Here is a 21,858-nt window from a genome sequence, read left to right on the forward strand (position 1 = left end):
CGTGTCCGATACCCCCAACTTCCGCCTCGGCGGCCTCACTCCGGCCGACGAGTCCTCTGCCGAAGCCGAAGGCGATATCGGGCTGCGGGACGACCTCTTCCGCACATTGGCCGAGCACCACACGCCCGACGGGAAGCAGAGCTTCCTCGTCATCCATGACGGCTCAGCCACCTGGGGCCTCCCCGGAGCGCCCCAGTTCATAGCGCTGCACATCACCCGCGACCTCGCCACCCGTACCTTCCGGATCGAGCAAGCCGACCACCCCACCGTGCCGTTCGCCCAGCTGTGGCTGGCAAGCCGCGGCTGCCCGCCGGACGCCATCCAGCTCCTGGAAGACCAGCGCCTCGAGCCCGCCGATGCTCTCACCGTCCACATCGAGGGCCGGATCCGCCACTCGGGCACCCGGTACGAGATCAAAGACCACTACACCCACGACTCCGTCCCGTACGAGACATGGGTCATGGTCCGCGACAGCGACTCCAGCGCTGCCGACCTGCCGGTGAGGATCTTCCTGGAGGAGACGGACCTCGACGCCTTCACCTACACCCTGCGCGAAGGCGCCTTCCGCGACGGCTCCAGCGCCAACCAGTGGCTGTTCGACCGCGACACCCCGCTGCCCGAGCCGCCCGAGCACCTGGTCTCGGCCGACCGACGCATCCGGGCCGCGCTTGCCCGCTCCACCACCAGCCAGCCGGCAACCGCTGCTTCAGTGCCCGCGCCTACCGCTGTTTCCGCACCGTTGCCCGGTGCTTCGTCGCACCGCCGAGGAGGCCGCTCGTGAGCCGGGCCAGGTTCGGATTCGCCGCGCATCCCGAAGCCCTCGCCGACCTGCGCGAAGTACCGGACCACATTCGTGATCTGGCGCTGCTGGAACTCCAACACCTCGTCCACGGCAACGAACGCGGTGCACCTCTGGTCGGCCGCCTCGCTGGTTGCCACAAGGTCTACGTCGATCCGAAGGCCGAATGGCGCCTGGTGATCCAGTTCCGCAACGCCCCTGCGGGCAGCCGTCACGACCGGGAGATCTACCTCATCGCGGCCGGGGAGCGCGAGGCCGGAGCGGTCTACCGGGCTGCCGCCCAGCGCCTGAACCGAGCCGCCCAGGCCCCGACCGAAGCCGCTCCCCTCCGCCGCCAGGCCGAGGCCGCCCGTGCCCGCTCCCCGCATCTGCGCAGCGTGCCCGCCACCGGCACCTCGGCGTCCCTGGGCGACGCTCCCCGCCCGCGCACCGCCGCGGAATCCCCTGTCGCACGAAAGGCTTCCCACGCATGACCTCCACCCGCGATGCCCTGGCCGATCTGCTCACCGAGGCCGCGCAGCAGGTGGGCTCCGTGCTCACCGCGCAGGGCCCCGCCGTCGGCACGTCCGCCCGGCCCTACCTGGCTCCGTTCCTCGGCCCGCTGGCCGCAGCCACTCCCGTCCTTCACTCCCTGTCCGAGCAACTCGACGCCTACTTCAGCGACCCGCTGCCCAAGACTCCGGCCGGGCTGTTCACCCTCGCCTGCCTGGCCGCCGCCAACGGCCAGCTCAACGAAGCGACGGCGGAGTTCATCACCGCAATCGAGGCGGTGTGCGACCGCGCGGGAATCAGCCCCGAACCCAGCGGGCAGCGCCCCACGACAACGAACACGGACAGCGCCGTGGACGCGGAGATCGCGTTCACCACAACCGAGTGGGACGCCATCCAGAAGGCCGCCCGCATCGGCGACCTGGACGCGAGCCAGTTCGTCGCGGTGTCCGCGTCAGCGGTCGCCGCCGCGCTGATGTTCACGGACCTGTGCCGTGAGATTTTCGAAGGGCTGCTCGCCGATGCCGAATACGTCCGCACCGGCCCCGACACCGACGCCGCGCTCGGTACTGACACCGAGAGCCTGCCCACGATCGTCCAGCACCTTCTCGATGCCCCCGGCGCTGCCGCATGACCAGCCATCCCACCACCAGCGCCGAACTCACACTGGGTACCCGCATGCTTGTCGACGCACTCGGCATCGACAATCCCGTTGCTCTGATCGACCGGCACCCGGAAGACACCGTCCCGGGCGTCCTCGCTCCCCTGGTGGCCCATGCAGCCCTGCTGGTCGACCAGCTTGACCAGCGGTTGGCGGAAGCCGCGGCGACCGCCATCGAAGACCTGCGCCACATGGTCGACGGCCAGGACCGTCACGGCGCCGTCGGCAACGGGGTCCTCGACGCCACCGGCCCAGCGATCGATGTCCTCGCCGCGAGGCGCCGACAGGAAATCGGTCATCTGGAACGGCTTCTCAACGTCTACCAACGCCACCTGAACGATTCCAACGGACATACCCACGCTCCCAAGCATGCCGACGCGCTGACATCCCAACAGACGCCCCGTTCCGCCTCCGGGCCGGTCCGCGTGTCGCCCGCCCAGGTCAAGGCGTTGGAGGCGGTCGCCCGAGGCGGCGTCATGCTCCGTGAAAGCAGCCTGGCCCGCGGGACCTTCGTCACCGCTCCGAACGGTGTCCGGATCTCCCGCGCCACCGTGGACGCGCTGCTCTCCAAGAAGCTGGCGGACCGGGACACCGGCACGTCCCTGTACCAGGGGCAGCGGCTGAGCCTGACCGCTCAGGGCGAAACGTTTCTGGCCGAATGGCACCGCCACTCCTCCCCGCGCGCCGAGGCCGCACGCGCCCGTACCACCGCGCCGCCCATCCCCACCGCTGTCGCCGCTTCGGAACCGGCAGCCCAACCCGCTGCTTCGCCCGCGCATCACCGCTCCCGCTGATCGGCCGATTCCTGTCCCACCCGAAAGGCCCCGTGCAATGACGGACCCCACCACCCTGGACTCTTCACGCCGCCTCATCGAGCGGCAGTACGGACGGCCGCTCCACCAGCTGACGTACGACACCATCCCCCGGCCCGGCCGGGACCACGATCCCGTGCTCTCCACCGCCCTGAACCTCTACGGCGGATTGCGGGAGACATCGGCCCGGCTCACCGAAGCCCGGCAGAGGGTGCGTCACCTGCTCGACGAAGGCCACGACAGCACCGTCGACGGCACGACCCGCCTGCTCAACCTCGCCCAGGACATCCACGCCCTCACCACCCGGCACGTCACCGAGGCCCGGGCCCTCGGTGACCTCCTCGGCGCCATCCAGGCCCCACCGCCACTGCCCTGCGTAGCGTCGACCGGCCTCTATGCGGCTGACGACCTCGACGAACTGCTGCCGCTCGCCCGGCGGATCGCCGCCGACTCCCCGCACCTGACGCGCGCCAAACTCGGCCCCGCTCTGCGCGCCCACGGCATCCGCGTCAGCAACCAGCGCCTCGGCGCGCTCCTGAACCGCCTGCGCACCGAGACCTTCCTCGGCGCCGCTGCCTAGTCCCCCGCCCTGATCACGGAGTCACCACATGACGTTCTGGCCGACCGACGCCGACCCCGGCCACCTGGAGCAGACCCTCGCCCGTCTCTCCCCGCGCTGGACCACCTGGACGCTGCTCACCCTCCAGCGCCACGATCACCTGCACCTGTCCGAACTGGGACACGCGCTCCCGTGGATATCGGGCACGGCACTGAGTCAGCAGATGCCCCGCCTGCAGCATCACGGCCTCGTCGACCGGACGGGGCGCGGCCAGTACCAGGTCACCAACGCCGCCCGGCAGTTGGCGCCGGTCTACGAAGCCCTCAGCTCCTGGGAGAGGACCCGCTTCCCCACCGACCGGCCGACCGCCGAGGCCGAGCGGATCGAGACCGCCCTCGCCCGGCTCCGCCCGCGGGACACCACCACCGTGCTCCACTTTCTGGCCCAGCGCCCAAAGGCCTCGTTCACCGAGTTGCAGCAGCGCATCGGACGCCCCGGATCGGCCTACGCCCGCCTTCAGCGGATGCAGGCCGACGCGCTCCTGGCCCGCACGGGCCACGGCCGGTACGAGCTGACCGAGACCGGTGCTGCCCTCGGACCCGCCTACGAGGCACTGAACACCTGGTCTGCCAATCACACCACCGCCCCGGCTCCGGTGCCCATCGCCGCCCCGGTCGTTCAGGAGACGGTCAGCGCCCGCGCCTCAGCAGCGCTTCGTCGTACGACGACGGCTGTCCAGGGGCTTTTCTCCCACGCTCCGGCACCCGAATCGGCCGTGCCCACTGCATGGACAACCGCCTCCCGCCCCTCGCACACCCTGTGAACCGCTCCATGCCGCCGCACAGAGTCCCGTCGGCACCGCCCATCCACGGCCCTCGTACCCGTGCCCTGGCAGGGGCGCCTCCTCGCCCACCTCCGAAAGACGCTCGCCCATGACCTCCACGCCCCACCACCCGCCCGCCCAGGACGACAACCTCCTCGTCGAACCTGTCTACCTCGCCGGCCCCGGCAACCCAGCCCTGATCACCGAACCCCTACGCGCCGCGCCCGGGTGGGCCGAAAGCCAGACCCCTACCGGCCGGGTGTTCTCCAGCCCCTGCCTGCGCGCTCAGATCGCCGAGCTGCCCTCGTCCTGTTACGGCGGCTGGAAGGTCTCCTGGTCCCGCGAACCTCTCGCCATCCCGGTCTGGATCGCGACCTTCACGCGCAACACTCCTGCCGAGATCCTCTCCGCTTTCACCACGACCCTCATGCGCGGAGTGAACAACGACCACAAGGACTTCCTCCCCGGCGGCCCTCACTACACCCCCATCGCCCCCGGCGATGTCCTCATCGCCCGCGGCTGGAAGGACGAGGCCAACGCCCTCTTCCAGTACCAGCACTCACCCGACCGACACGCCTACCTCAGCCTCCGCCAGTACGACGTCGGCTTCCACGACGAGTTGGAAGGCGGCGTCTCCACCGAACGAACCATGTACGCGTGCGTCGAGGCCGTCAACGGGCCCCGCTGGCATGCGGACTTCACCTCCGCCACCCCGCTGCACTTGATCACCGCCACAGCCGACGCCCTCTCCAGCCCGGGACCAGTCCGCCGCAGCCGGCGCGACCTACCCGAGCGCAGCCTCCCGTACCTCACCACTCGGCCCGCCGCGCCCTCGCGCGTCACTGCCGCACGTGCCCGCACGACTGCTCGGCCCCAGGCCACAGGCCCATCGGCGGCACCAGCCGCAGCGCGAGTGACGCATCCGGGTGTCGCCAATCCCGGGCGATCTCGCCGCTGATCTCCCCAGCCCTCGCACCTCACGGAGCCGCCCATGCTGACCCCCGAGGACGACGCCTACTGGCGGACGTACCACGTCACGCCCCGTTACCTCGCCGGATCGCTCGGCGCCGACGACGATCCCAGCCTGCAGCCGTTCGTCGACCTTGACTGGCCGCGCCACCACATCGACGACGACCTGGGCAAGGACGTCTTCGTCTCCCCTGACGGGCGTCTGCGGATTGGCTTCTTCGGCGACGACTACATCCTGTGGAACATCGCCGCCTACGAGGACCCCTTCGGCCCCCGCCGCTGGGCCGCGACCTTCAACCAGAACACACCGCCGGAGATCGTCGCTGCCTTCACTGCGGCCCTGGCCCGCGACTACGAGGATGGCAACGGCCGCTTCCTGGCACGGCCCCCGGTGCGCTGGCAGGAGCAGGCCCGGCCCCTCACCGCCGCAGGCTGGACCCGTGATTGGGGTGCCGAGATCGGCACCGTGGAGATCATCGCGCCGGACAAGCAGGCTGGCATCCTCCTCGACCTCCGCTGCCAGGATCCCGAGGACGAGCAATGCCTGCTGTGGTCCGGCCCTCCGGGCTGGGGAACCCGCGCGGAGGCCACCTTCACCACCCGCACCCCCGGGCACCTGATCGCCGCCACCGCCGCCGCCATGGCCGATCCCTCACCCCTCGTCCGCTATGAGCGCAGCATCCCCCAGGCGCTCCGCGACCTGGTCCAACTCACCCCGGTCGAACCACCGCCTCCCGCAAAGCCGACCCCCCTCGATGTACGGCGTACCGCCGTCTCCTTGGCCGTCGAACGCGCCTTCCGCAGCTCGTCGACCAACCCCCGCGCCGTGGCCGCCCGCGCCCGCACCACCAGTCCCCTCAATGCGAGCGACGCGCGCCCCACAGCGCTGGCCGACCGCCAAGTACCGCCCGCGGCAACCTCTCGCAGCCCCGGCCGACGCCTTTGATCACCATTCCGCCGCCCAAGGATCCACATTGGAACAGCCCGACCCCGTGCCCGCCGCCGGTCCGCTCAGCACCAACTCGTACTGGGCCGCCGACCAGGCGCTCGTCGAGCGACTGCACACCGCGACGTTGACGCTGCTCGACCGCCTGGCCCTCCAGCTCGACGACCGTCCGGTCTTCTCCGAGGCCCTCGCCGGCGGCGGCGAACACGTCTGCGAGCTCTCAGAGGGCGGGATGCGGGTTTTTGCCTTGTATCTGACTCTGCTATGGGATTGGCGTGCAGATCAGGGCTCCCCGACCCGGGCTCGGCGACATACTGCGGTCATGAGTGGAGAGGATTCGACACGGCTGGCGAGAGCCCTCATCGAGTTCCGTGAGGCCGAAGGCATCTCGGAGCGTGAACTCGCGCGCCGCACCTGGCTGAGTGAGGCGACCATCAGGACCTTCGAACGCGGCCGTGGGGACCTGCCCACCCCGACCGTTGCCCGAACCTTCGAGGAACTCCTCGGCTGGGCTCCGGGCAGAATTAAGACCGCTCCGTCCGAGGCGATGGGCCGTGAGGCATCGGCCGACTCCGCCGTGGACCTCGAGTAGGCGCGCTGGTCAGGGCTGAACTCCGGGCGATTGCGGTCGTGGCCTGGTGAACAGTCCTGGCTCGGTTTCGGCCAGGATTCCGCGGTCGGCCAGCCGCTTGAGCTTGAGGCGGGTGTTGTTGATGTTGTTGGGCGCGACCGGCAGGTCCATCGCCTCGCACACCTGCCGGGCCCGCAGCGGATGGTCGGCCGCGGTGAACACCGCCATGATCTGCTGGTAGGACGGATGGTCCGGCAGTTTCGGTGTCGGCGGCGCGGGCGGTTGCGGGTCGGGCAGCGCCAGCAGTGTCTTGCGGGTGATCCGGACTTCTTCGGCGGCCCGGCCGAGTTCGTCGAGCTGGGCGGTCAGCTGCGTGATCTGTTCCCGCGTGGTCTCGGCCTGCGCGGCGATCTCGCGTTCCCGCTCCTCCAGCCGTGCCAGCACCGCGCCGAGCGTCAGCTCCCCGCCGGTCATGCGGTGCGCCAGGCGGGCACGATCGCCGAGGTCAGCCGGCGCAGTATCACCGCGGTCATCGCCCAGTACACCCGCGACTCCGAACTGCGGGGCAGATGCTCGTAGTCGCGCACCAGCCTGCGGTGCAGCATCAAGATCCCGTAGGCGCGCTCCACGACCCACCGCCTGGCCTGGGGAACGAACCCGGTCTGCGCGGGATTGCGCTCGACGATCTCTACCTCGATGCCCACCTTTTCCCCGTGCGCGACGACGGCGTTCTTGAAGCCCTGGTCGACCAGGGCCTTCTGCACGGTGTCGGTGTCGGCGGCGATCTTGTCCAGCAGTGTTCGATGCCGACGGCGTTCTCGTGCGCCGAGGCGGCAGCCACGACTACCGCGATCACCAGCCCCAGAACGTCAACGGCCAGGCCGCGCTTGCGGCCCGGTACTTTTTTTGCTGCGTCACGCCCCGTCGACTGCGCGGGCACCCCGGCCGCCGCGTGCACGCTCTGAGTGTCGAGCACCACCAGGCTCGGGTCCGCCTTCCGACGCGCCATTTCCCGCACCTGCCAGCGCAGCAGGTCGTGAATGGTCTGGTCGATGCCGTCGTCACGCCAGGTGTAGAAGTAGTACTTCACAGCGCCGGGCGGCGGAAAGTCGTGCGGGAGCAGGTCCCACTGGCAGCCGGTGCGGCCCTGGTAGAGCAGTGCGTTGACGATTTCCCGCATCGCGTACCGCCCCTGATGGCCGCTGACCGAGGGATGCGCGGCCTTCCACGCGGCGATCACCGGCTCGACCAGCGCCCACTGCTCGTCGCTCACGTCGGTCTTGTAGGGCTTGCGCTCGCTCACGGCGCCCAGCCCAACATGCCCATGGCCGTCGGCCGGCCGGGATGCCGCACCGCCACACGTTCAGGTGACGACAAAACTCCTATGTACTCTCATACAGCCCTCTCAGACCTGGACTCGTCGTGGGCGCCTGCAATCGAGGCCGACGCCGTACGGCTCGTGACCGAAGCCGCAGGGCTACCCGCCGCGTCGGTGTTCTCTCCGGCCATGCCACACATGATCGCCGCGATCGACCGTCAGCCTCTCGATGTCCAACGGGCCCTGGTCCAGCGCGCCTCAGCCCGTCACGTCATCCAGGGCATCACGATCCCCAACGCCCGGTTCATCGCGGCCATCGCGCAGGTTCCCGTCCGCCCTCCGCGCTACGCGCCGAGCACGAGCGATCGCAGGTCCGTCCGTTGGTCGGTGGAGGACGCCCGCGCCCGCACCACCCGGCCCCAGCACGCCACTGAGCCGGACCGCACGACACCACCACCCCACCAGGAACTCTCGCACCCGTCGACGCCGCCTCGCGCCACGCCTCCCCACTGACGCCGTGTCGGCGCTGTGCCCGTCCTGAACGCAGATTGCCGCCCACTCACATCTCATAGGCCGAGACCAGCCGAGCTGCTCCACGTGCGAGCCGATGCCCCGTTCGCCCTTGCCCTCCCCCTCCCCCGTCGCCTCGCCCTGGAGTCCGTCCATGCCCCGCTCCACCACCATGTCCGGCCTGTCCTCGGGCTGGCTGGCCCGCTGTTGCCTGCTACGGGCCGCCGACGGTGTGGTCGGCACCACCGTGATGTACGCCGTGCCCCTGATCATCCTCACCACCACCGGCTCGGCAGCCCTGACGGGTTTGGCGTTCCTGCTCGAATGGCTGCCCCGGTTGCTGACCATGGTCGGCGCCGGACCACTCGTCGACCGGCGTCGCCCGGAGCGGGTGTTCGCGTACGTCTGCGTGCTGCGCACCCTGGCCGCCGTAGCCACTGGCACAGTTCTGCTCCTGGGGGACGGCGGCGCGGCGAGCGCTGTGGTGATGGGCTTTGGCGTGCTGTCCGGGATGCTCACCGAGGTTTCCTTCCTTGCCGTGGAGTCGCTCGGTGCGCAGGCCAGTCGGCACGCCTCCGGACGCGCACACCGAGTCCAGGCGGTGCTGGTCGGCATCGACCAGTCCGCTCTGTTGGCCGGACCGCTGCTCGGCGGTGTGCTGTTGCTCGCCGGACCCACGGTGCTGCTGGCCGCGCTCGCCGCGCTGTCCCTGCTCGCTGGGGTGGGCGCCGGCCGCCTGCCGCCCACTCTCCGGGCAGCGGACAGCCTGCCGCAGCAGTCGTCCACACCCTGGGCCGGCCTGCTTGTCGGCTGCCGGGTGATCGCTGCCCGGCCCGCTCTGGGTTGGCTGGTGGCGTCCATGACCACCTGCGGTTTGATCTCCGGCGTCCTCCACGTCAGCGCACCGATCACACTTGCCGCCAGCTTCGAGTTCTCCACCGCGACCGCGGGCACCGTGTGGAGCATCGTCACAGTCCCGTCGCTGCTCGCGATCGCCGCGGCCCGCCGGGTCATCGACCGGCTCGGCCTGTGGGCCACCGGCCTTGCCGGAGCCGCTGCGCTGTCGGTCGCGGCGCTGACCGCCGCACTCGCCACCTCGCCGCTGGTTTACGGCATCGCGCTCGCGGCACTCCTGTCCGGCGAGGGCGTGCTGAGCGTGGTACTGCGCACCGCCCGCGCCCGCCTCATTCCGCCGGAAGTGTTCGCCTCCACCCTGGCCGTCACCCTGCTGGCGATCCTCGCCCCGTTTCCACTTGCCGGAGCCATCGTCGCGGTCCTTCCCCCCAGCCGGATACCAGCGCTGGTGCTGACGTGCGCAGCGCTGCAGATTGCGGTGACCGCCGTCGGATTCCGCGGACTGTGGCAGCATCGCTCCGCTTACACCGACAGCGAGACCTCTACAAACCGCGCCTGGTCCGCGAAGACGCAGCTCCGCGACGCGGCTTGAGCCATCAACCGCTTCCGCCCCCACCATGCGCTACGGATGGTCAGCAACAGCGAGCAGGAGTACCGCGACCTCTGCTTGGCCAGCATCGTTGAAAAACTTCCCCGCGTCATCGGCTACCGGAGCTTTCTCCAGCCAAGGTTCAGCGCGGCTACAACCTTCGGCACGTCCTGTGGCCGGCACTTACGAAGCGCAAGGATAGCCACAGTGGCCTGAAGGAGGAATGACACAACCAACCCGACGACGGGAAAAAGCCAGAACGAGAGTTCAAGCATTCTGAGAACCCTTCCGACGACGTGAGAACGCCGAGCCGAAGAAGAGAGACCCATCCTTAAGGGTCAGCTCTGCTCGGGTCGGCGTCGCGCCATCTGGAAGGAGGCTGCTCATCGCCCGTTGCGGGACCCGGCATCTCGCCGGTAGCACCTCACTGCCAGTTCTTCACCGTTCGCCCTTGCCTGCCTCTCGTTAACCGTTGCGGCACCAAACGTTGCGTCTGGTAGAGGCCCCTCGGGGCTAGCTGCTCGATGTTCAACTGATGTGAGGCCAGCATAGCAAGCACCCGCGGGCCACATGTGGTGTCACGCACCCTCCACGGGCGATACCGCGAACACCGCCTCGGCATGCAGGGAGGCGGGCAGCGCTTGGGCCTCTGAGCCTTACCGGGTGGGCGCCACCAGTTCGCCCACGGCAGACGCGAACCACGCGCAACCCGCTTGAGACCACGGCGCGGTCCAAGGGAACGTACGACGGCTCGGAAAAGCCCCAGGTCAACGAAGGGATTCCCTCCGTGCTGCACACACCGACCGCGCCCGCACCCACCAACCTCAACCCTGCCGAATGGCCGCTGTACCGCGTCGCCCCGCGCTACCTCGCCGGCCCCGGCGAGGAGAGCGCGGGCACCGTCATCCAGACCCTGACCGACGCCGGTTGGACCGACGCGACGTGGATGGACAACACGCGCGTGTTCGACCCGAGCCAGCGCCTGGCCCTCGAATTCCTCCCCGAGGCCCAGCCCGTACCGCGCCTCGAAGGCCAGCGCGTGCTCTGGCGGCTGTGGGCCCGCCGCGACGCCCTCAGCCCTCTGGCCTGGACCGCCCTGTTCACCGACGAAACGCCCGAGGAGGTCCTCCTGCCGGTGATCGGCGCACTGGCCGCCGCCCCGGACACGGCCCTGGAGCAGTCGCTGCGATGCCCCGCTCAAACCGAGGCCGATGACGCGGCAGTCGTCGCCCCTCTCGCCGCTGCCGGATGGTCTCCTGAACCGATCGAGCAGCCCCGCACCTATCACGCGCCGCGACTTCAGGCCCGCTTCACCCACCAAGCACCTGGCTACGACGGTCGCTCGGACCACACGCCCGCCCGCTGGATGGCCACCGCTCGTCTCGACTACGACGCCCCGGCGCAGTGGGCGGCCTCCTTCGACGACACCACACCGACCAGCATCCTCGCCGCCTTCACCACCGCGCTCGCCGACCCGAACCCGGTCGACCGTTACGAACTGCCCCGAGGCGCCGAGGCGTATCTCACCCTCACCCCCGCCTGATCCACACCACGTCATCGGTCGGCCCGGACGTCTCCGGGCCGACCGCTCCTCCCCCTATGCCCTCTCTCCCGTAGGAGGTCTCCCATGTCCCGGCTGCCGACCGTCGGCCAGCTCATCCACCAGCTCCAGACTCTCGACCCCGACCGCCCGGCACTCCTCGCGATCAACCCCGATTGGCCCTTCGCCCATGTCATCGGCCGAATCGTCGAAGGCGAGGGCGACAGTGGCCCGGCCGTGTACATCGCCGAGGACGGACAGCACGGATACCTCCCGCGATCCGTCGGCGACGCCTTGGGGTGGCATGAGGAGAACTGGGACACCGGCCTCCATCCCGCCGCCGGTGGCGACGACCAGGAGCCGTGGTACCTCGACGGGCAGGACGGCGCGTACGTCGTGACCGAGTTCTTCCACCACCGGCCGGGCTGGACCGCGTACGACACTGATGTCGAGGGTGTGTACACCGCCCCCGGTAACCACCTGACGGTCCGCTGCGCGGACAACGGCTGGTCCTTCGAAGCCCGCCGAACCCCCGGCGGCGAGGAGGTCTGGCACGCCGACTTCGACGCCGCCGTCCCGCCCGCAGCCATCAAGGCGTTCGCCACGGTTCTCCTCGGCACCGAGCCCGCCGCCTGATCCCGGGATCCTCGCATGCCCCGTGCAGGTCATCATCCCGCGCCGCTGGGTAGCCGTCCGCCCTTGATCGTCCGCTACTGGAGGCAGCCATTCCCTCACACACCCCCACCTGCCCGTGTCTTGTCGCTCTCCAGGCCCTGACCACCGACCCGATGCCCGACGGCGTGCGCGGAGCCCTCGTTCACTATGTATCAGCCACCCTCGCCGACACCTTCCCGATCAGCTGGTTGGCATCCGACCACCCCGATCCCATACCGCCCGGCCGGATCCTGCTGAGCTGGACCTCCGCCAACGACGGCAGCACTACCGTCACCGCCTACCTCGGCCTGCCAGCAGCCGAAGTGCTGCTCGCGACCTGGCCTGGCCTGACCGGCGAATGGACCCACATCGTCCACCCCACCGTCGTCGAGGTGATGGGCCTACACTCTGCCCTCACTCTCGCCACCTTGGTCGCCGAGCTGCTCGCTGACTGACGCAGTCCTGTCTGCCTGAATCTCGAAGGCCGTCACCCTACGCGGTGGCGGCCTTCGGCATACGTTTCCGATTCCCCACCCGCCGCCCGGACCGGGCTGCTCAGGTTTTGACGGCGCTGGCAGTGCCGACCTGTCCTCCTGCGCGTCGTTCGGCCGAAGACTCGGCATTCACGATTCGTACCATTCGACGAGCCGCTCGACAGCTACCTGAAGAATTTCCGTTCTCCGCCGATCCTCTCCCACGGCACGGAGCTCTTCGACGAGCCCGCGCAGGCGGCGCCAAGCCTCAGGGTCACCGTCCTCGATCGCTTCCACTTCCGGGGACGTTGTCATCGCGAGGGTCCGGGCCAAGAGTGATCGAGTGGCTTCAGCTGGAGCTTCGGACGCGGGCATCTCCCAATCCGCAGTGAGATAGCGCGCCGGATCGCCCAGCATCCAGCCGACCAGGTGTCCTTGCGTGAACAGAAGGTCGAGGTCAGGTGCGACAGTGAGGCAGAAGCTGCTCGCGCCGGGAGGGGGTGTCGAGTTGCGGAGACAGATCAGGTGAGTGGCATCCGGAGCGATCCAGCACGAGTTGGTCTGTGGGATGGAGAAATTCCTGTCTGCCATGGTGCGCAACCTGCCTGTGATGCGCTTGACTCGCTCCCAGCCGCTCTCGGCGAAGTCCGAGGCCGCGGTAGTTTGTGGAAGGTAAAGGCAGAGGCTTTGTAGCTCGCGGTCAGCCAACCGAAAGCGAAGGTCGTCGTCTTCCGACCAAAGCCACTGTGCACTGCCGAAGGTGGAGGCCAACTCTCCTTCCTTTTCCTGAAGGTCTGTGTAGGCGCCGACTGCGACGAACGGGCCGGAGAGAACGAAGCGCGGCGTATACGCAAGTGCGTCGTCCACGATTTGTGCGCTGATCGAGTCAGCGATCCTTACTTCCACAGGGAGACCTCAGCGAATTTGCTTGGCGGGGGGCATGAATGTGCCTCCCGTTCCGGGGATTTTTCCGTTGACGATGTCGTCATGTTTGATGGGTGGTCCGGGGTCGGATGGGGAGCCTCCCAGTGCGTCCGCCCCACTGTCGCCCTTGACGCCGGATGGCCCGTATCCGGTGATGACGTCGCCTGCGCCTGCACCAGCCCCCTTGGTCACAACGATATCCTCACCCTGCCGGAAGATGAGGTTCCCCCTGCCTCCTTCTGACAGGTATACGGCATCGGGGTCCTTGAGGATTTCCAGGACGCGATCATCTCCGAAGTGCGGATGGTAGTTGGTGGCCTTCCGCATCTTCCCCTGTTCGGCGTTCTCGATGATCTTGTCGGCCGCCTTCTGTGCTCGCTCCTCCGGGCACTTCGCCAAGCCCAGAGGGTCCGACCACACGAGCGGAGACCAGGGGTAGGTGAATTCGTTGTCGCCCGCCTCGAGCCCAAGCGGGTCAGGTGAGACGTATCGGCCACATTGCGGGTCGTAGTAGCGCTGGTTGTTGTAGAAGAGCCCTGTCTCTTCGTCTTCGTACTGACCAGGAAACCTGAGCGGGCAGTCAGTTCCGTCATTCCGCTCTTGCAGAGTGGACCCCCAAAGAGACTGCGTACGCCTCCATGTGATCTTCCCTGCCGGAGTGACGAGCTCTGTCGGGGTGCCAACAAGATCGGTGATGATCGCGTGGAATTCCGCGTCGTACTGCGCTTGCTCTTCACGGAGCCGAGTGGAGGGCACAGCGGAGCCAAGGCGTGGGTCACGAACCGAGGAGCGGCGAACACGCGTGGTTTGTGTGAGAGGCCGATGACTGCCGATCTCGTAGTCCCAGCTGGTGACGCGTCCGATTGCTTCGGTGCGTTCGGCGATGCGGGTGCCGTCCCACGCGAAATCGGCCGCTGCCCTGGTGCCGTCGCTGGCCAGGTGATACTTGGCCACTCGCCGTCCGACCGGGTCATAGGCGTAGCGCCATCGGGTGCCGTCCGGGAGGTTGGCCTCCGTGAGGCGGTCCTCCGCGTTCCAACAGTAGGTCCAGCGCTTCGTCTGTCCGTTGAGGAGCTTCCGGGTTCGCTCAACGAGGCGGCCTTGGCTGTCGTACGTGTAGCGGGTGCGGCCGGAACGGCGCAGGAGAGTGCCTGCTGTCTCCCACGCACCGTTGTGCTCGGGAGCATGCTGTGTCTCCGCTGTGGTGATGTTGCCGGTAGCGTCGTAGACGTACCGCTCAGTCCAGTTGGCGCCATCCACAGCCGTGATCCGACCCGTTGGAGTGAGGGTGAAGCTCCGCTGTCTTGAGTTTGTCTCGCTGATTCCGGCAAGGATTCCGTCGGTGCGATAGTGGTATTCGCGTTCCTGAACAGGTGTTGAACCGGGATCCATGGTGCGCAGGGATTGGCTTGCCAAGCGGCCGGCCGCATCATAGGTCTGCAGGAAGAGCGACGTGGAATCGATGGTGCGGTATATCTCCTGGCCTCCTGCGTTGTACCCGAAATCGAGCGCATGGCCTGTGGAGTTGGTGAAAGACGTGACATGGTCTTCGGGACTGTACTGCCATGTCGAAACCAGGCCGGTCGGCGTGGTGCGGGCCGTTCGACGGCCGAGAGCATCGTATGCGTAATGCATGGTGCGGCCGTTGACGGTCTCGGTGAGGGTGCGGCCAAGTGCGTCGTATGTGTAAGCGACCGTTGCGTCCGCGTTACTCATGACGGCCGTCCGGCCCTCTGCGTCGTAGGTGAAGGTGGCGCGTTCTCCAGTGCTCGACTCGCGTGCGGTGACCCGACCCCGGGCGTCACGCGTGTACGTCAGCATCTCGCCCGCGCCGTTGGTCCGGGTGCGCAGACGTCCCGCAGCGTCGTATGTGTAGGTCAGCGTGCGGCCGTTGAAGTCCGTCTCCGCGGCGAGCCTGCCCGCCTCGTCGTACAGGTAGGTCCAGGTGAGGCCACTCGGGTTGGTGGCCTTGGTCAGGCGGAGCTCCGTGTCGTAGTCGAAACGGAAAGTGTTGCCGCCCTCATCCGTCCGGGAGGCGACGAGGTCGAAGTGCGTGTAGGTGTACGTGGTCGTATGGCCCGCCCGGTCGGTGTGGGCCAGGAGGTTGCCTTCGCCGTCCCAGTCCCACGATTCTGTCGTGCCGTCCGGGTACTGGATGGAGGCCGGCTGCCCTTCGACTGTCCACACGAAATGTGTTTGCGCACCAAGAGGGTCGGTGTAGGTGATGGGACGGCCGAAGGCGTCCCTGGCGACCGTCGCCGTGCCGCCCTCGGCGTCGACAGTCACCAGCCGGCGGCCTGCCGCGTCGTGGGTGAAGCGTCGTGTGTGGCCAAGTGCGTTCGTGGTCCCGCTCAGATGCCCCGCGTCGTCGTAGGTGTAGAAGGACTCGGCCCCTGCTGGATCGGTGGCTGCCAGGAGGCAACCGGTCTCGTCGTAGCGGTAACGCCAGATGACGCATCCGGGGCCGGTCACTTGAGTGGGCAGGTTCAGTTGATCGAAGGCGGTCTGCGTCTCACCTCCATCGGCGACGCGCACAGTGAGGAGATTGCCGACCTGATCGTGCTCGTAGTGGGTGGTGTGGCCGAGGGCGTCGGTGACGGTGGCGAGGTACTGTCCGTCAGTGCTCCAGGTCTGGCGGCGGGTGTTGCCGAGCGGGTCGGTGATGGCGAGGAGCTTGCTGTGCTCGTCGTACTCGTAGGTGGTGGCGCTGCCCAGGGAGTCGGTGTAGACGGTGGTGCGCTGGTCGGGCAGATAGCGGAAGTTGCCGGACCACATGCCATCCGGGCCGAGAGTGCGCAGGACGCGGCCTGCGTGGTCGTAGACGTAGCCGAAGGACGTGCCGTTGCGATCGGTCCAGGTGGTGATGCGGTCGTCTTCGTCATACGTGTAAGTCAGCGGCTCGGCCGAGGAATTGGTCTCGGCGATGAGGTTGCCGACTTCGTCGTACTCGAACCGCACCAAGGTGGTGCCCGGGCCGTTGGGGCTGTCCGGGTCGAGCAGGCGCAGGGCGGTGATGCGCGCCATCTCGGAATGGGTGTCGACAGCTAGCTGGTAGCCGCCGCTGTGGTGTACGGCGGTCAGGTAACCGGTGGCCGGATCGTAGTCGAGGCGGACATGGCGGCCTTGGCGGTCGCGGACTTCCGTGAGCGGGGCGCCCCACTCCTCTGCGGGACGGTCGGGCAGCGGAGAGAAGGTGAGGGTCCGACCGGTTTGTGGTTGATGAAGCTGATAGCTGCCGTCGGAAGGGTTGTGGTCAAGGGGCCAGCGCGGACCACGCTCGGGGAGGGCTGTCTCGTTGCCTTCGGGATGGGGGTAGACGAGGAGCTGGCCGTCGGGACCTGCGTAGACGATGCCGCGTCCATCGACCTCAAGGTGCTGGTCGAGGGTTGATGCCCAGGAAGGGCCGAACCAGCAGCCTGCGCGGTAGCTGGACAGGTGGGTGCGTGTGAGCTGGAGTGGAAGTGAGCCCGCGAGGTCGACGTCGGTGCGGGTCAGGGACATCTCGCCGGTGGAGACGTCGACGGGCTCGCCCGCCTTGCACTTGTCTCCATCGGAACGGCAGACGTCGTCGGGTCGCTCGTCGGTGTGTTCGCGTCCCTTGTCCGTGCGGCGGATCTCGCGGATCCTCTCTGCAAGACGGCTCGCCGCGCGGGACCCACGGGTGGCCGCTCCCGCGCCTCCGGCGAACATGAGAGCCGCGTCGGGCAGGATCCGACCGGTCCAGCGGGCGGGCTCGCTGGTGAGGGTGTCCCAGTCGGCAACGGCTTTGGCGAATTCCACGGGATGCTGGACGCCGTAGACCACGGAGTCGATGGTCGTGCCGATCGCCATGCCCCACCGTGAAGGGTGCAGCGCCGTATTGAGCGTGCCACCGACTCCACCGACAACCCCCTCCCACAGGCCCTTCCCGAGGTTCCCGGATCCGGAGAGGAACTTGTCGAACCAGCCAGGCTCGTCCGGGGCGTCCTCGGCTGCCGCGTCCAGCTTCCGCTTCGCCTCAAGTCCGGCCTCGGCCACCTGCGCGCGCAGCTTGTCGAGCCTTTCGACCAGGTCGTCCATCGCCACCGCGCCTGGGTCCTGGGCAGGGGGCCTGTCGGGCAGCACCGTGTCGTCGCGTGCGACGGCGGCGTTGTAGTCATCCACGCTGTCCTGGTACTTGCGCGACTGGGCGCGGGCCTCGGCGGCGTCCTCGATCAGCGGCTTGCACGCGTTCTGCGCATGCTCCAGCACGCGCGCGTAGGCGTGCAGGGCGTTTCCGGCGCTGGCGAAGGAGTCACAGGCCTTGTCCAGTTCCTTGGGGACTTGCGAGACGGCCTTGCGGAAGTCGATCCCGGCGGTGCCCGACCACTCGTCCTCGTCCACCGTCTTCACGCGGTGCCGGGCGTCGGAGAAGGCGCGCGCGTAGGCACGCAGGGTGGCGGAGAACTGGTCCAGCTTCTCGACGTCGCCCGGGATGAGGTCGGTCTTCGTGGCGTCGGGGGAAATGCCGTGCGCGCTCATCCGAACATCCAGTCCTCGAAGTCCGTCTGCCAGTCGTTCATGGTCTTCTCGAAGCCGCCCTCCTGGCTGTCCGGCAGCGTGTAGCCGCCGTGGTCGAACATCCAGCGACTAGCTCCACCAGTGGGCAGGGAGGCGAGGTTGTCTTCGGTGGGCGTGAAACCCTCGATATTCAGCTCTTCGCAGAGCTCGTACGCCTGGATCGTCTCGTCGAGCTTGGCGGAGATGTCGTCGGCGTACTTGGCCAGTTGCTTGCAGCCGTACCCCCACGCCTCCAAGAAACCCTCCACCGCTGAGCGCACGTCGTCGTTGCCTGCGTTCTTGGCGTCGGCAGCCAACTGGTCCTTCTTCTCCGCGACGCGTTTCGCGGCAACCATGGACTCCTCCATGGGGGTCTGAACCCGCCTGAGCGCGTCGATCTTGACCTTGTAGCCGCTACTCACCGGCAGTCTCCTGATCAGCCGTGGCGCTCAATTCAGCTCGCAGCACGTCGATCTGTTCGGCTCGTATGAGCTGAGGCTCCGCGCTCGCCAGATCGACGGCGAGACCCAACCCGGTCGGCAGCAGGGTCAGCAGGTCGTCCCCGAAAGTGGAGAACCACTCCACGGCCCCGGCGTACCGGGCAAGTTGCGACAGTGAAGAGAAGATGGGGACTACGGCGCCGTCCTCCCCCGGGCTGCCGAGAGCCATCACTCCCGGCCGTTCCGGCTTCTGCAGATACCAGCGCCCACGCAGAAATGCTGCGCGCACGTCCGGAAGCAGCTCTGCGCTGTTCCATTCCCCCTCGTCACTCATGCCATGCATCTCAACACGCAGAGTGGGAGCGCCGTCAACTCCGTTCCCCGTGAAGCCAGTCACGCGTCCCGACCTCGGGTCGGGTCCCCGGTGGGAATCGCGCCCCCGGGCGATCCGAGCGCAAGGCGGCGGCCGAGGTGATGGCCCGGACACCCGTGATCACGACCTTGGGATAGAGGTGCCTTGACCGCGTTGGTCAATGATCCTGATCGGCCTGGCCTTCCTCCCGTGGTTGGGCCTGGCCCACATTCGTCTCAGTCAACAGCACGCATTATGTCCAGTAGGCACCGGCCAGATCTCCGCTGTACCCCGCAGCCTGGATGGTTGTCTGCAGGCTGTCGTACACCTCGCCGCCGGGGTCGGCCATCGCCTCGAAGTCGGCGCGGCCCAGCTCACGCTCGACCCACTGGTGGGTGCAGCGACAGCGGATGCTGACCTGGTTGCCGTCGCAGATGAGCAGCCAGTCACGGCGAGCTCCGCATGCTGGGCACATTTGGATGATGCCCGTGATCGTCAGCTCGCCGGGGTGGGTGGTGCACTGCACCCGGAACTCGCCGTCGTGCGGTTGCAGCTCCTCCTGGAGTCGCAGGATCGGGTCGTCGGCGGGTGCCGGCGTCGGCGTGTTGGTTCTCGTACCTACGGCCTCGTCGTGCAGCACCAGCATCAGCTCCCTCAGCATCCTCTTCAGCCGTAACAGGGCTGCCTGCCCGTGTCTACTGCGTTGAGCTGCGGCTCAACGCCTCGGCTGACGCGAGCGAGGGTCTACCGAGTCCACGCGGGCAGGGCTCGTGTCGACCTGCCCTGGGGCCGTACGTGCCCCGGTGCGGCTGGCCGTGCTGGCCTTGTTGTCCTTGGCGGTGGTCGTACAGCGTCGGCGCGGAGCGTCGGGGGTAGCGGGGAGTTTGCCGAGGCGTCGCATTCGCCAGACGAGTACATCGGTGACGCTGTCGGCGGTGTCCAGCTCTCGCCATTCGATGGCTTCCTTCAGCAGTGCGGCCGGGTCGTGTCCGGCGCGTTCGGCTTGGTCGAGGGTGGCGGTCAGGGCGTCCCAGCCGGGCTCGCCGCCGAGTTGGTGGTTGGGCAGGGCGGTGTTGATGGTGTCGGCGTGGCGCTGGCGGACCGGCTGCGGGAGCCGGCGGCCCTGCTCGCGCATCGCGCGTATCGAGGTGTGGGAGGCAGCGCGGTAGGCGGCGCGCAGGTGGTGGGCTGCCTGGGCGGAGGCGGCGGCCTGTTGGGCGTGGCCTCGGGCGGAGTGCCAGCGGGCGGCGGCGATGGCGAGCAGGACGAGGGTGGACAGGACCATGGCGGTGGCTCCGCCGTCTTCGCCTCGGCCGAGGGCGTCTCCGGCGCGGATGATGCCTCGGGCGGCGGCGCGTACGGCGCGGTTGTCGGCGCGTTCGGCGCGGATGTGGGAGCGGGTGGCGCGTTCGAAGGCGCGGGCGGCTTCGCGGAGTTCGTGGCGGGTAGCGGCGGGTGAGGTCTGGGCGAGGGCATCGAGGAGTTCGCCGACGCCGACGAGTTGGGCGGCAGCGTCTTCGTCGTCTTCCTGGCCAAGGGCCGTGGTGACGCGTTCGGCGGCATGTGCCGCTTGGCGACGGGCCTGCGAGGGCTGTGACCGGCCGGAGGGCAGCGTGTCCCGGTGAGCGGTGTGCGGTTCGTCGTCCTGGTCGACGGGTCCGGCGGCAAGACGCCTGCGGATCTTGGGGAGGGAGAGGTCCGGGGCGAGTTTGGAGCCGGGGAACCAGATGGGTTGGCCATCGTGGTTGCGGTCGCCGGGCAGAGCGACGGTGTAGCCGAGGGTGTCCCCGGACGGGGCGAGGCGCTTGTTGACGCGCAGTCCGGCTTCGGTCAGGCGGGCGAAGAACTCCGCCTCGTCGGCAGCTCCGGCGACCGCCTGACGGACCGTCTCGCGCAGGATCTCGCGCGGCGTGCGGTCGTGGCCGGTGCGCTCTGCCTTGAAGCGTTCTGCGCTGGTGGGGTTCTGTGCGGCGGTGCCGTCACCGGCGTTGAGTTCGCGCAGGCCCCATTCCTTCTCTATGCGGCGGCACTCGGCCTGCGAGCGCTTGTAGTCGTACGCGTTGCGGGGCTGGCGCAGGTCGCCCCGCACGATGGTGGCGAGGATGTGGATGTGGTCGTCGGCATGGCGTACGGCCACCCATCGACATCCGTCCGGATCTCCCTCCTCCGCGATGCCGGTGGCGTGGACGACTCGACGGGCAACCTCGCCCCACTCGGCGTCGGTGAGGTAACGGTCGCCCGGGTCGGTGCGTACTGAGCAGTGCCACACGTGGTTCTTCGGGGCGCGGTCGCCGAGTTGGTTCACCCGCAGGTCCAGGACACGGGACAGATCGGTGAGGGTGGCGTCTGGGTCGCGGCCGGGATCGGGGGCGAAGCCGTCGAAGGAGGCGACCTGGTGCGGGTCGATGTGTTCGTCGCGCTTGCCGGGTCCGTAGAGGTAGGCGAGCAGTCCGTACGTGCGTGAGCCCCGGCTGATGTCCGGGACCATCTACACGCGCTTCCGTACGAGGGTGTGTGCGACGGCGTCGACCTGCGCAAGGGTGCGGACGAGGGTCCTGAGGGCGTGGTCGAGGTGACCGGATCGGGGCTGGCCGCCGGCGTTGTAGACGTAGGCGATCTGGTTGATGTTGTTGCCGACGCGGGAGACCTGGGCGCGGAGGGCGGCCAGTTCGTCGATAGCGGCGTCGAGTTGGTCGTTGGTGTCGAGCGGGGCGGCGGAACCGCGAGCGGCGGTCAGCCCGGCCGTAGCGAGGAAACCGGCGGGATAGACGCGCCTGCGGGCTGCGGCGGCGATGATCTCGGCTTTCTCTTCGGCGGTGAAGCGGACGGCGATCACGTCTTCGCGGTGCGTGGGTTGGTAGGCGCGGCGGCGTGGACGGCGCTCGGGAAGCGCGGCATCGCTTGCGCTCGGGACAGCGTCGACGGCGCGCTCTTCGGCTCCCCCTTCTTCCTGCGGCGCCCCCTGGTGTCGAGGTCTATGCCGATCAGATGGTGCGGGTGCAGTCCGCAGGCGATGCCGTAGCCGGTCGCCCAGGGGGCCGCGGCGAAGAGTTCGC

Annotated in this window: 22 protein-coding genes and 2 pseudogenes; 14 read left to right on the forward strand and 10 right to left on the reverse strand. The window is 68.5% G+C overall.

Translation table 11 applies throughout. The features are described from left to right. The first annotated feature begins 1 nt into the window (after window position 1). From AB0959_RS46985 to AB0959_RS47025, 9 genes are all read left to right on the forward strand, one after another. The gene (locus AB0959_RS46985; RefSeq protein ID WP_366833077.1) at window positions 2-781 is read left to right on the forward strand and encodes a glycosyl hydrolase; all 780 of its coding nucleotides are present in this window, start codon (window positions 2-4) and stop codon (window positions 779-781) included. Further along, window positions 778-1,272 carry a hypothetical protein gene (locus AB0959_RS46990; protein WP_366833078.1) on the forward strand — a complete coding sequence of 165 codons (495 nt, stop codon included), beginning with the start codon at window positions 778-780 and terminating at the stop codon, window positions 1,270-1,272. The genes AB0959_RS46985 and AB0959_RS46990 overlap by 4 nt, the downstream gene beginning before the upstream one ends. After that, the gene (locus AB0959_RS46995; protein WP_366833079.1) at window positions 1,269-1,922 is read left to right on the forward strand and encodes a hypothetical protein; all 654 of its coding nucleotides are present in this window, start codon (window positions 1,269-1,271) and stop codon (window positions 1,920-1,922) included. The genes AB0959_RS46990 and AB0959_RS46995 overlap by 4 nt, the downstream gene beginning before the upstream one ends. Next, complete coding sequence (locus AB0959_RS47000; protein ID WP_366833080.1) at window positions 1,919-2,743, forward strand: hypothetical protein; 825 nt, start codon at window positions 1,919-1,921, stop codon at window positions 2,741-2,743. The genes AB0959_RS46995 and AB0959_RS47000 overlap by 4 nt, the downstream gene beginning before the upstream one ends. Before the next feature lie 37 nt (window positions 2,744-2,780). Beyond that, a complete protein-coding gene (locus AB0959_RS47005) occupies window positions 2,781-3,341 on the forward strand; it encodes a hypothetical protein (protein ID WP_366833081.1) in 561 nt (186 codons plus the stop codon). Between the two features lie 28 nt (window positions 3,342-3,369). Further along, window positions 3,370-4,143 (forward strand): winged helix-turn-helix transcriptional regulator, encoded by a 774-nt coding sequence (locus tag AB0959_RS47010; RefSeq protein WP_366833082.1) that lies wholly within the window; start codon window positions 3,370-3,372, stop codon window positions 4,141-4,143. A 109-nt stretch (window positions 4,144-4,252) separates the two neighbouring features. Beyond that, window positions 4,253-5,101: a DUF317 domain-containing protein gene (locus AB0959_RS47015; protein ID WP_366833083.1), complete on the forward strand. Its 849-nt coding sequence runs from the start codon at window positions 4,253-4,255 to the stop codon at window positions 5,099-5,101. Window positions 5,102-5,134: 33 nt separating this feature from the next. Further along, the gene (locus AB0959_RS47020) at window positions 5,135-6,058 is read left to right on the forward strand and encodes a DUF317 domain-containing protein (protein WP_366833084.1); all 924 of its coding nucleotides are present in this window, start codon (window positions 5,135-5,137) and stop codon (window positions 6,056-6,058) included. A 28-nt stretch (window positions 6,059-6,086) separates the two neighbouring features. Next, window positions 6,087-6,650, forward strand: coding sequence for a helix-turn-helix domain-containing protein (locus AB0959_RS47025; RefSeq protein ID WP_366833085.1), 564 nt, complete (start codon window positions 6,087-6,089; stop codon window positions 6,648-6,650). Between the two features lie 9 nt (window positions 6,651-6,659). Here the strand turns inward: AB0959_RS47025 and AB0959_RS47030 are convergent, their stop codons facing one another. Next, complete coding sequence (locus AB0959_RS47030) at window positions 6,660-7,103, reverse strand: hypothetical protein (protein WP_366833086.1); 444 nt, start codon at window positions 7,101-7,103, stop codon at window positions 6,660-6,662. Continuing rightward, window positions 7,100-7,932 (reverse strand): annotated as a pseudogene (locus AB0959_RS47035) (IS5 family transposase). Before AB0959_RS47035 ends, AB0959_RS47030 begins: the two are co-directional and overlap by 4 nt. 204 nt (window positions 7,933-8,136) lie before the next feature. On the opposite strand from AB0959_RS47035, the gene AB0959_RS47040 reads away from it, so the two are divergent. The 5 genes from AB0959_RS47040 to AB0959_RS47060 all read left to right on the forward strand — a co-directional run bounded on the left by AB0959_RS47040 (window position 8,137) and on the right by AB0959_RS47060 (window position 12,550). After that, complete coding sequence (locus AB0959_RS47040) at window positions 8,137-8,460, forward strand: hypothetical protein (protein WP_366833087.1); 324 nt, start codon at window positions 8,137-8,139, stop codon at window positions 8,458-8,460. Between the two features lie 151 nt (window positions 8,461-8,611). Continuing rightward, entirely contained in the window at window positions 8,612-9,904 is a 1,293-nt protein-coding gene (locus AB0959_RS47045) for an MFS transporter (RefSeq protein ID WP_366833088.1), read from the forward strand. A gap of 784 nt (window positions 9,905-10,688) precedes the next feature. Further along, window positions 10,689-11,444 carry a DUF317 domain-containing protein gene (locus tag AB0959_RS47050; RefSeq protein WP_366833089.1) on the forward strand — a complete coding sequence of 252 codons (756 nt, stop codon included), beginning with the start codon at window positions 10,689-10,691 and terminating at the stop codon, window positions 11,442-11,444. 84 nt (window positions 11,445-11,528) lie between these two features. Continuing rightward, window positions 11,529-12,077 carry a DUF317 domain-containing protein gene (locus AB0959_RS47055; protein ID WP_366833090.1) on the forward strand — a complete coding sequence of 183 codons (549 nt, stop codon included), beginning with the start codon at window positions 11,529-11,531 and terminating at the stop codon, window positions 12,075-12,077. Between the two features lie 152 nt (window positions 12,078-12,229). After that, window positions 12,230-12,550, forward strand: a complete 321-nt coding sequence (locus AB0959_RS47060) for a hypothetical protein (RefSeq protein ID WP_366833091.1) — start codon at window positions 12,230-12,232, stop codon at window positions 12,548-12,550. Between the two features lie 168 nt (window positions 12,551-12,718). Here the strand turns inward: AB0959_RS47060 and AB0959_RS47065 are convergent, their stop codons facing one another. The 8 genes and pseudogenes from AB0959_RS47065 to AB0959_RS47100 form a co-directional block, all read right to left on the reverse strand. Beyond that, a complete protein-coding gene (locus tag AB0959_RS47065) occupies window positions 12,719-13,435 on the reverse strand; it encodes a hypothetical protein (RefSeq protein ID WP_366833092.1) in 717 nt (238 codons plus the stop codon). Window positions 13,436-13,483: 48 nt separating this feature from the next. Next, entirely contained in the window at window positions 13,484-17,992 is a 4,509-nt protein-coding gene (locus AB0959_RS47070) for a putative T7SS-secreted protein (protein WP_366833093.1), read from the reverse strand. Further along, window positions 17,989-18,432 (reverse strand): hypothetical protein, encoded by a 444-nt coding sequence (locus AB0959_RS47075; RefSeq protein WP_366833094.1) that lies wholly within the window; start codon window positions 18,430-18,432, stop codon window positions 17,989-17,991. Before AB0959_RS47075 ends, AB0959_RS47070 begins: the two co-directional genes overlap by 4 nt. Beyond that, window positions 18,425-18,784, reverse strand: coding sequence for an SseB family protein (locus AB0959_RS47080; RefSeq protein ID WP_366833095.1), 360 nt, complete (start codon window positions 18,782-18,784; stop codon window positions 18,425-18,427). The genes AB0959_RS47075 and AB0959_RS47080 overlap by 8 nt, the downstream gene beginning before the upstream one ends. Before the next feature lie 271 nt (window positions 18,785-19,055). After that, the gene (locus tag AB0959_RS47085; protein ID WP_366833096.1) at window positions 19,056-19,463 is read right to left on the reverse strand and encodes a hypothetical protein; all 408 of its coding nucleotides are present in this window, start codon (window positions 19,461-19,463) and stop codon (window positions 19,056-19,058) included. Between the two features lie 54 nt (window positions 19,464-19,517). Then, a complete protein-coding gene (locus AB0959_RS47090; protein ID WP_366833097.1) occupies window positions 19,518-21,290 on the reverse strand; it encodes a relaxase/mobilization nuclease domain-containing protein in 1,773 nt (590 codons plus the stop codon). Next, the gene (gene mobC, locus AB0959_RS47095; protein WP_366833098.1) at window positions 21,291-21,638 is read right to left on the reverse strand and encodes a plasmid mobilization relaxosome protein MobC; all 348 of its coding nucleotides are present in this window, start codon (window positions 21,636-21,638) and stop codon (window positions 21,291-21,293) included. Window positions 21,639-21,766: 128 nt separating this feature from the next. Continuing rightward, window positions 21,767-21,858: pseudogene (locus tag AB0959_RS47100) on the reverse strand (DNA primase); the annotation flags it as partial.

The sequence above is a fragment of the Streptomyces sp. NPDC046862 genome (assembly GCF_040704615.1).
Taxonomy (GTDB): Bacteria; Actinomycetota; Actinomycetes; order Streptomycetales; family Streptomycetaceae; genus Streptomyces.

Excerpts from the sequence above, each read along its gene's own strand:
- AB0959_RS46995 (WP_366833079.1), top strand. The coding sequence starts at position 1,269 with ATGACCTCCACCCGCGATGCCCTGGCCGATCTGCTCACCGAGGCCGCG.
- AB0959_RS47000 (WP_366833080.1), top strand. The coding sequence starts at position 1,919 with ATGACCAGCCATCCCACCACCAGCGCCGAACTCACACTGGGTACCCGC.
- AB0959_RS47005 (WP_366833081.1), top strand. The coding sequence starts at position 2,781 with ATGACGGACCCCACCACCCTGGACTCTTCACGCCGCCTCATCGAGCGG.
- AB0959_RS47010 (WP_366833082.1), top strand. The coding sequence starts at position 3,370 with ATGACGTTCTGGCCGACCGACGCCGACCCCGGCCACCTGGAGCAGACC.
- AB0959_RS47015 (WP_366833083.1), top strand. The coding sequence starts at position 4,253 with ATGACCTCCACGCCCCACCACCCGCCCGCCCAGGACGACAACCTCCTC.
- AB0959_RS47020 (WP_366833084.1), top strand. The coding sequence starts at position 5,135 with ATGCTGACCCCCGAGGACGACGCCTACTGGCGGACGTACCACGTCACG.
- AB0959_RS47030 (WP_366833086.1), bottom strand. The coding sequence starts at position 7,103 with ATGACCGGCGGGGAGCTGACGCTCGGCGCGGTGCTGGCACGGCTGGAG.
- AB0959_RS47040 (WP_366833087.1), top strand. The coding sequence starts at position 8,137 with ATGCCACACATGATCGCCGCGATCGACCGTCAGCCTCTCGATGTCCAA.
- AB0959_RS47045 (WP_366833088.1), top strand. The coding sequence starts at position 8,612 with ATGCCCCGCTCCACCACCATGTCCGGCCTGTCCTCGGGCTGGCTGGCC.
- AB0959_RS47055 (WP_366833090.1), top strand. The coding sequence starts at position 11,529 with ATGTCCCGGCTGCCGACCGTCGGCCAGCTCATCCACCAGCTCCAGACT.
- AB0959_RS47060 (WP_366833091.1), top strand. The coding sequence starts at position 12,230 with ATGCCCGACGGCGTGCGCGGAGCCCTCGTTCACTATGTATCAGCCACC.
- AB0959_RS47070 (WP_366833093.1), bottom strand. The coding sequence starts at position 17,992 with ATGAGCGCGCACGGCATTTCCCCCGACGCCACGAAGACCGACCTCATC.
- AB0959_RS47080 (WP_366833095.1), bottom strand. The coding sequence starts at position 18,784 with ATGAGTGACGAGGGGGAATGGAACAGCGCAGAGCTGCTTCCGGACGTG.
- AB0959_RS47085 (WP_366833096.1), bottom strand. The coding sequence starts at position 19,463 with ATGCTGAGGGAGCTGATGCTGGTGCTGCACGACGAGGCCGTAGGTACG.
- AB0959_RS47090 (WP_366833097.1), bottom strand. The coding sequence starts at position 21,290 with ATGGTCCCGGACATCAGCCGGGGCTCACGCACGTACGGACTGCTCGCC.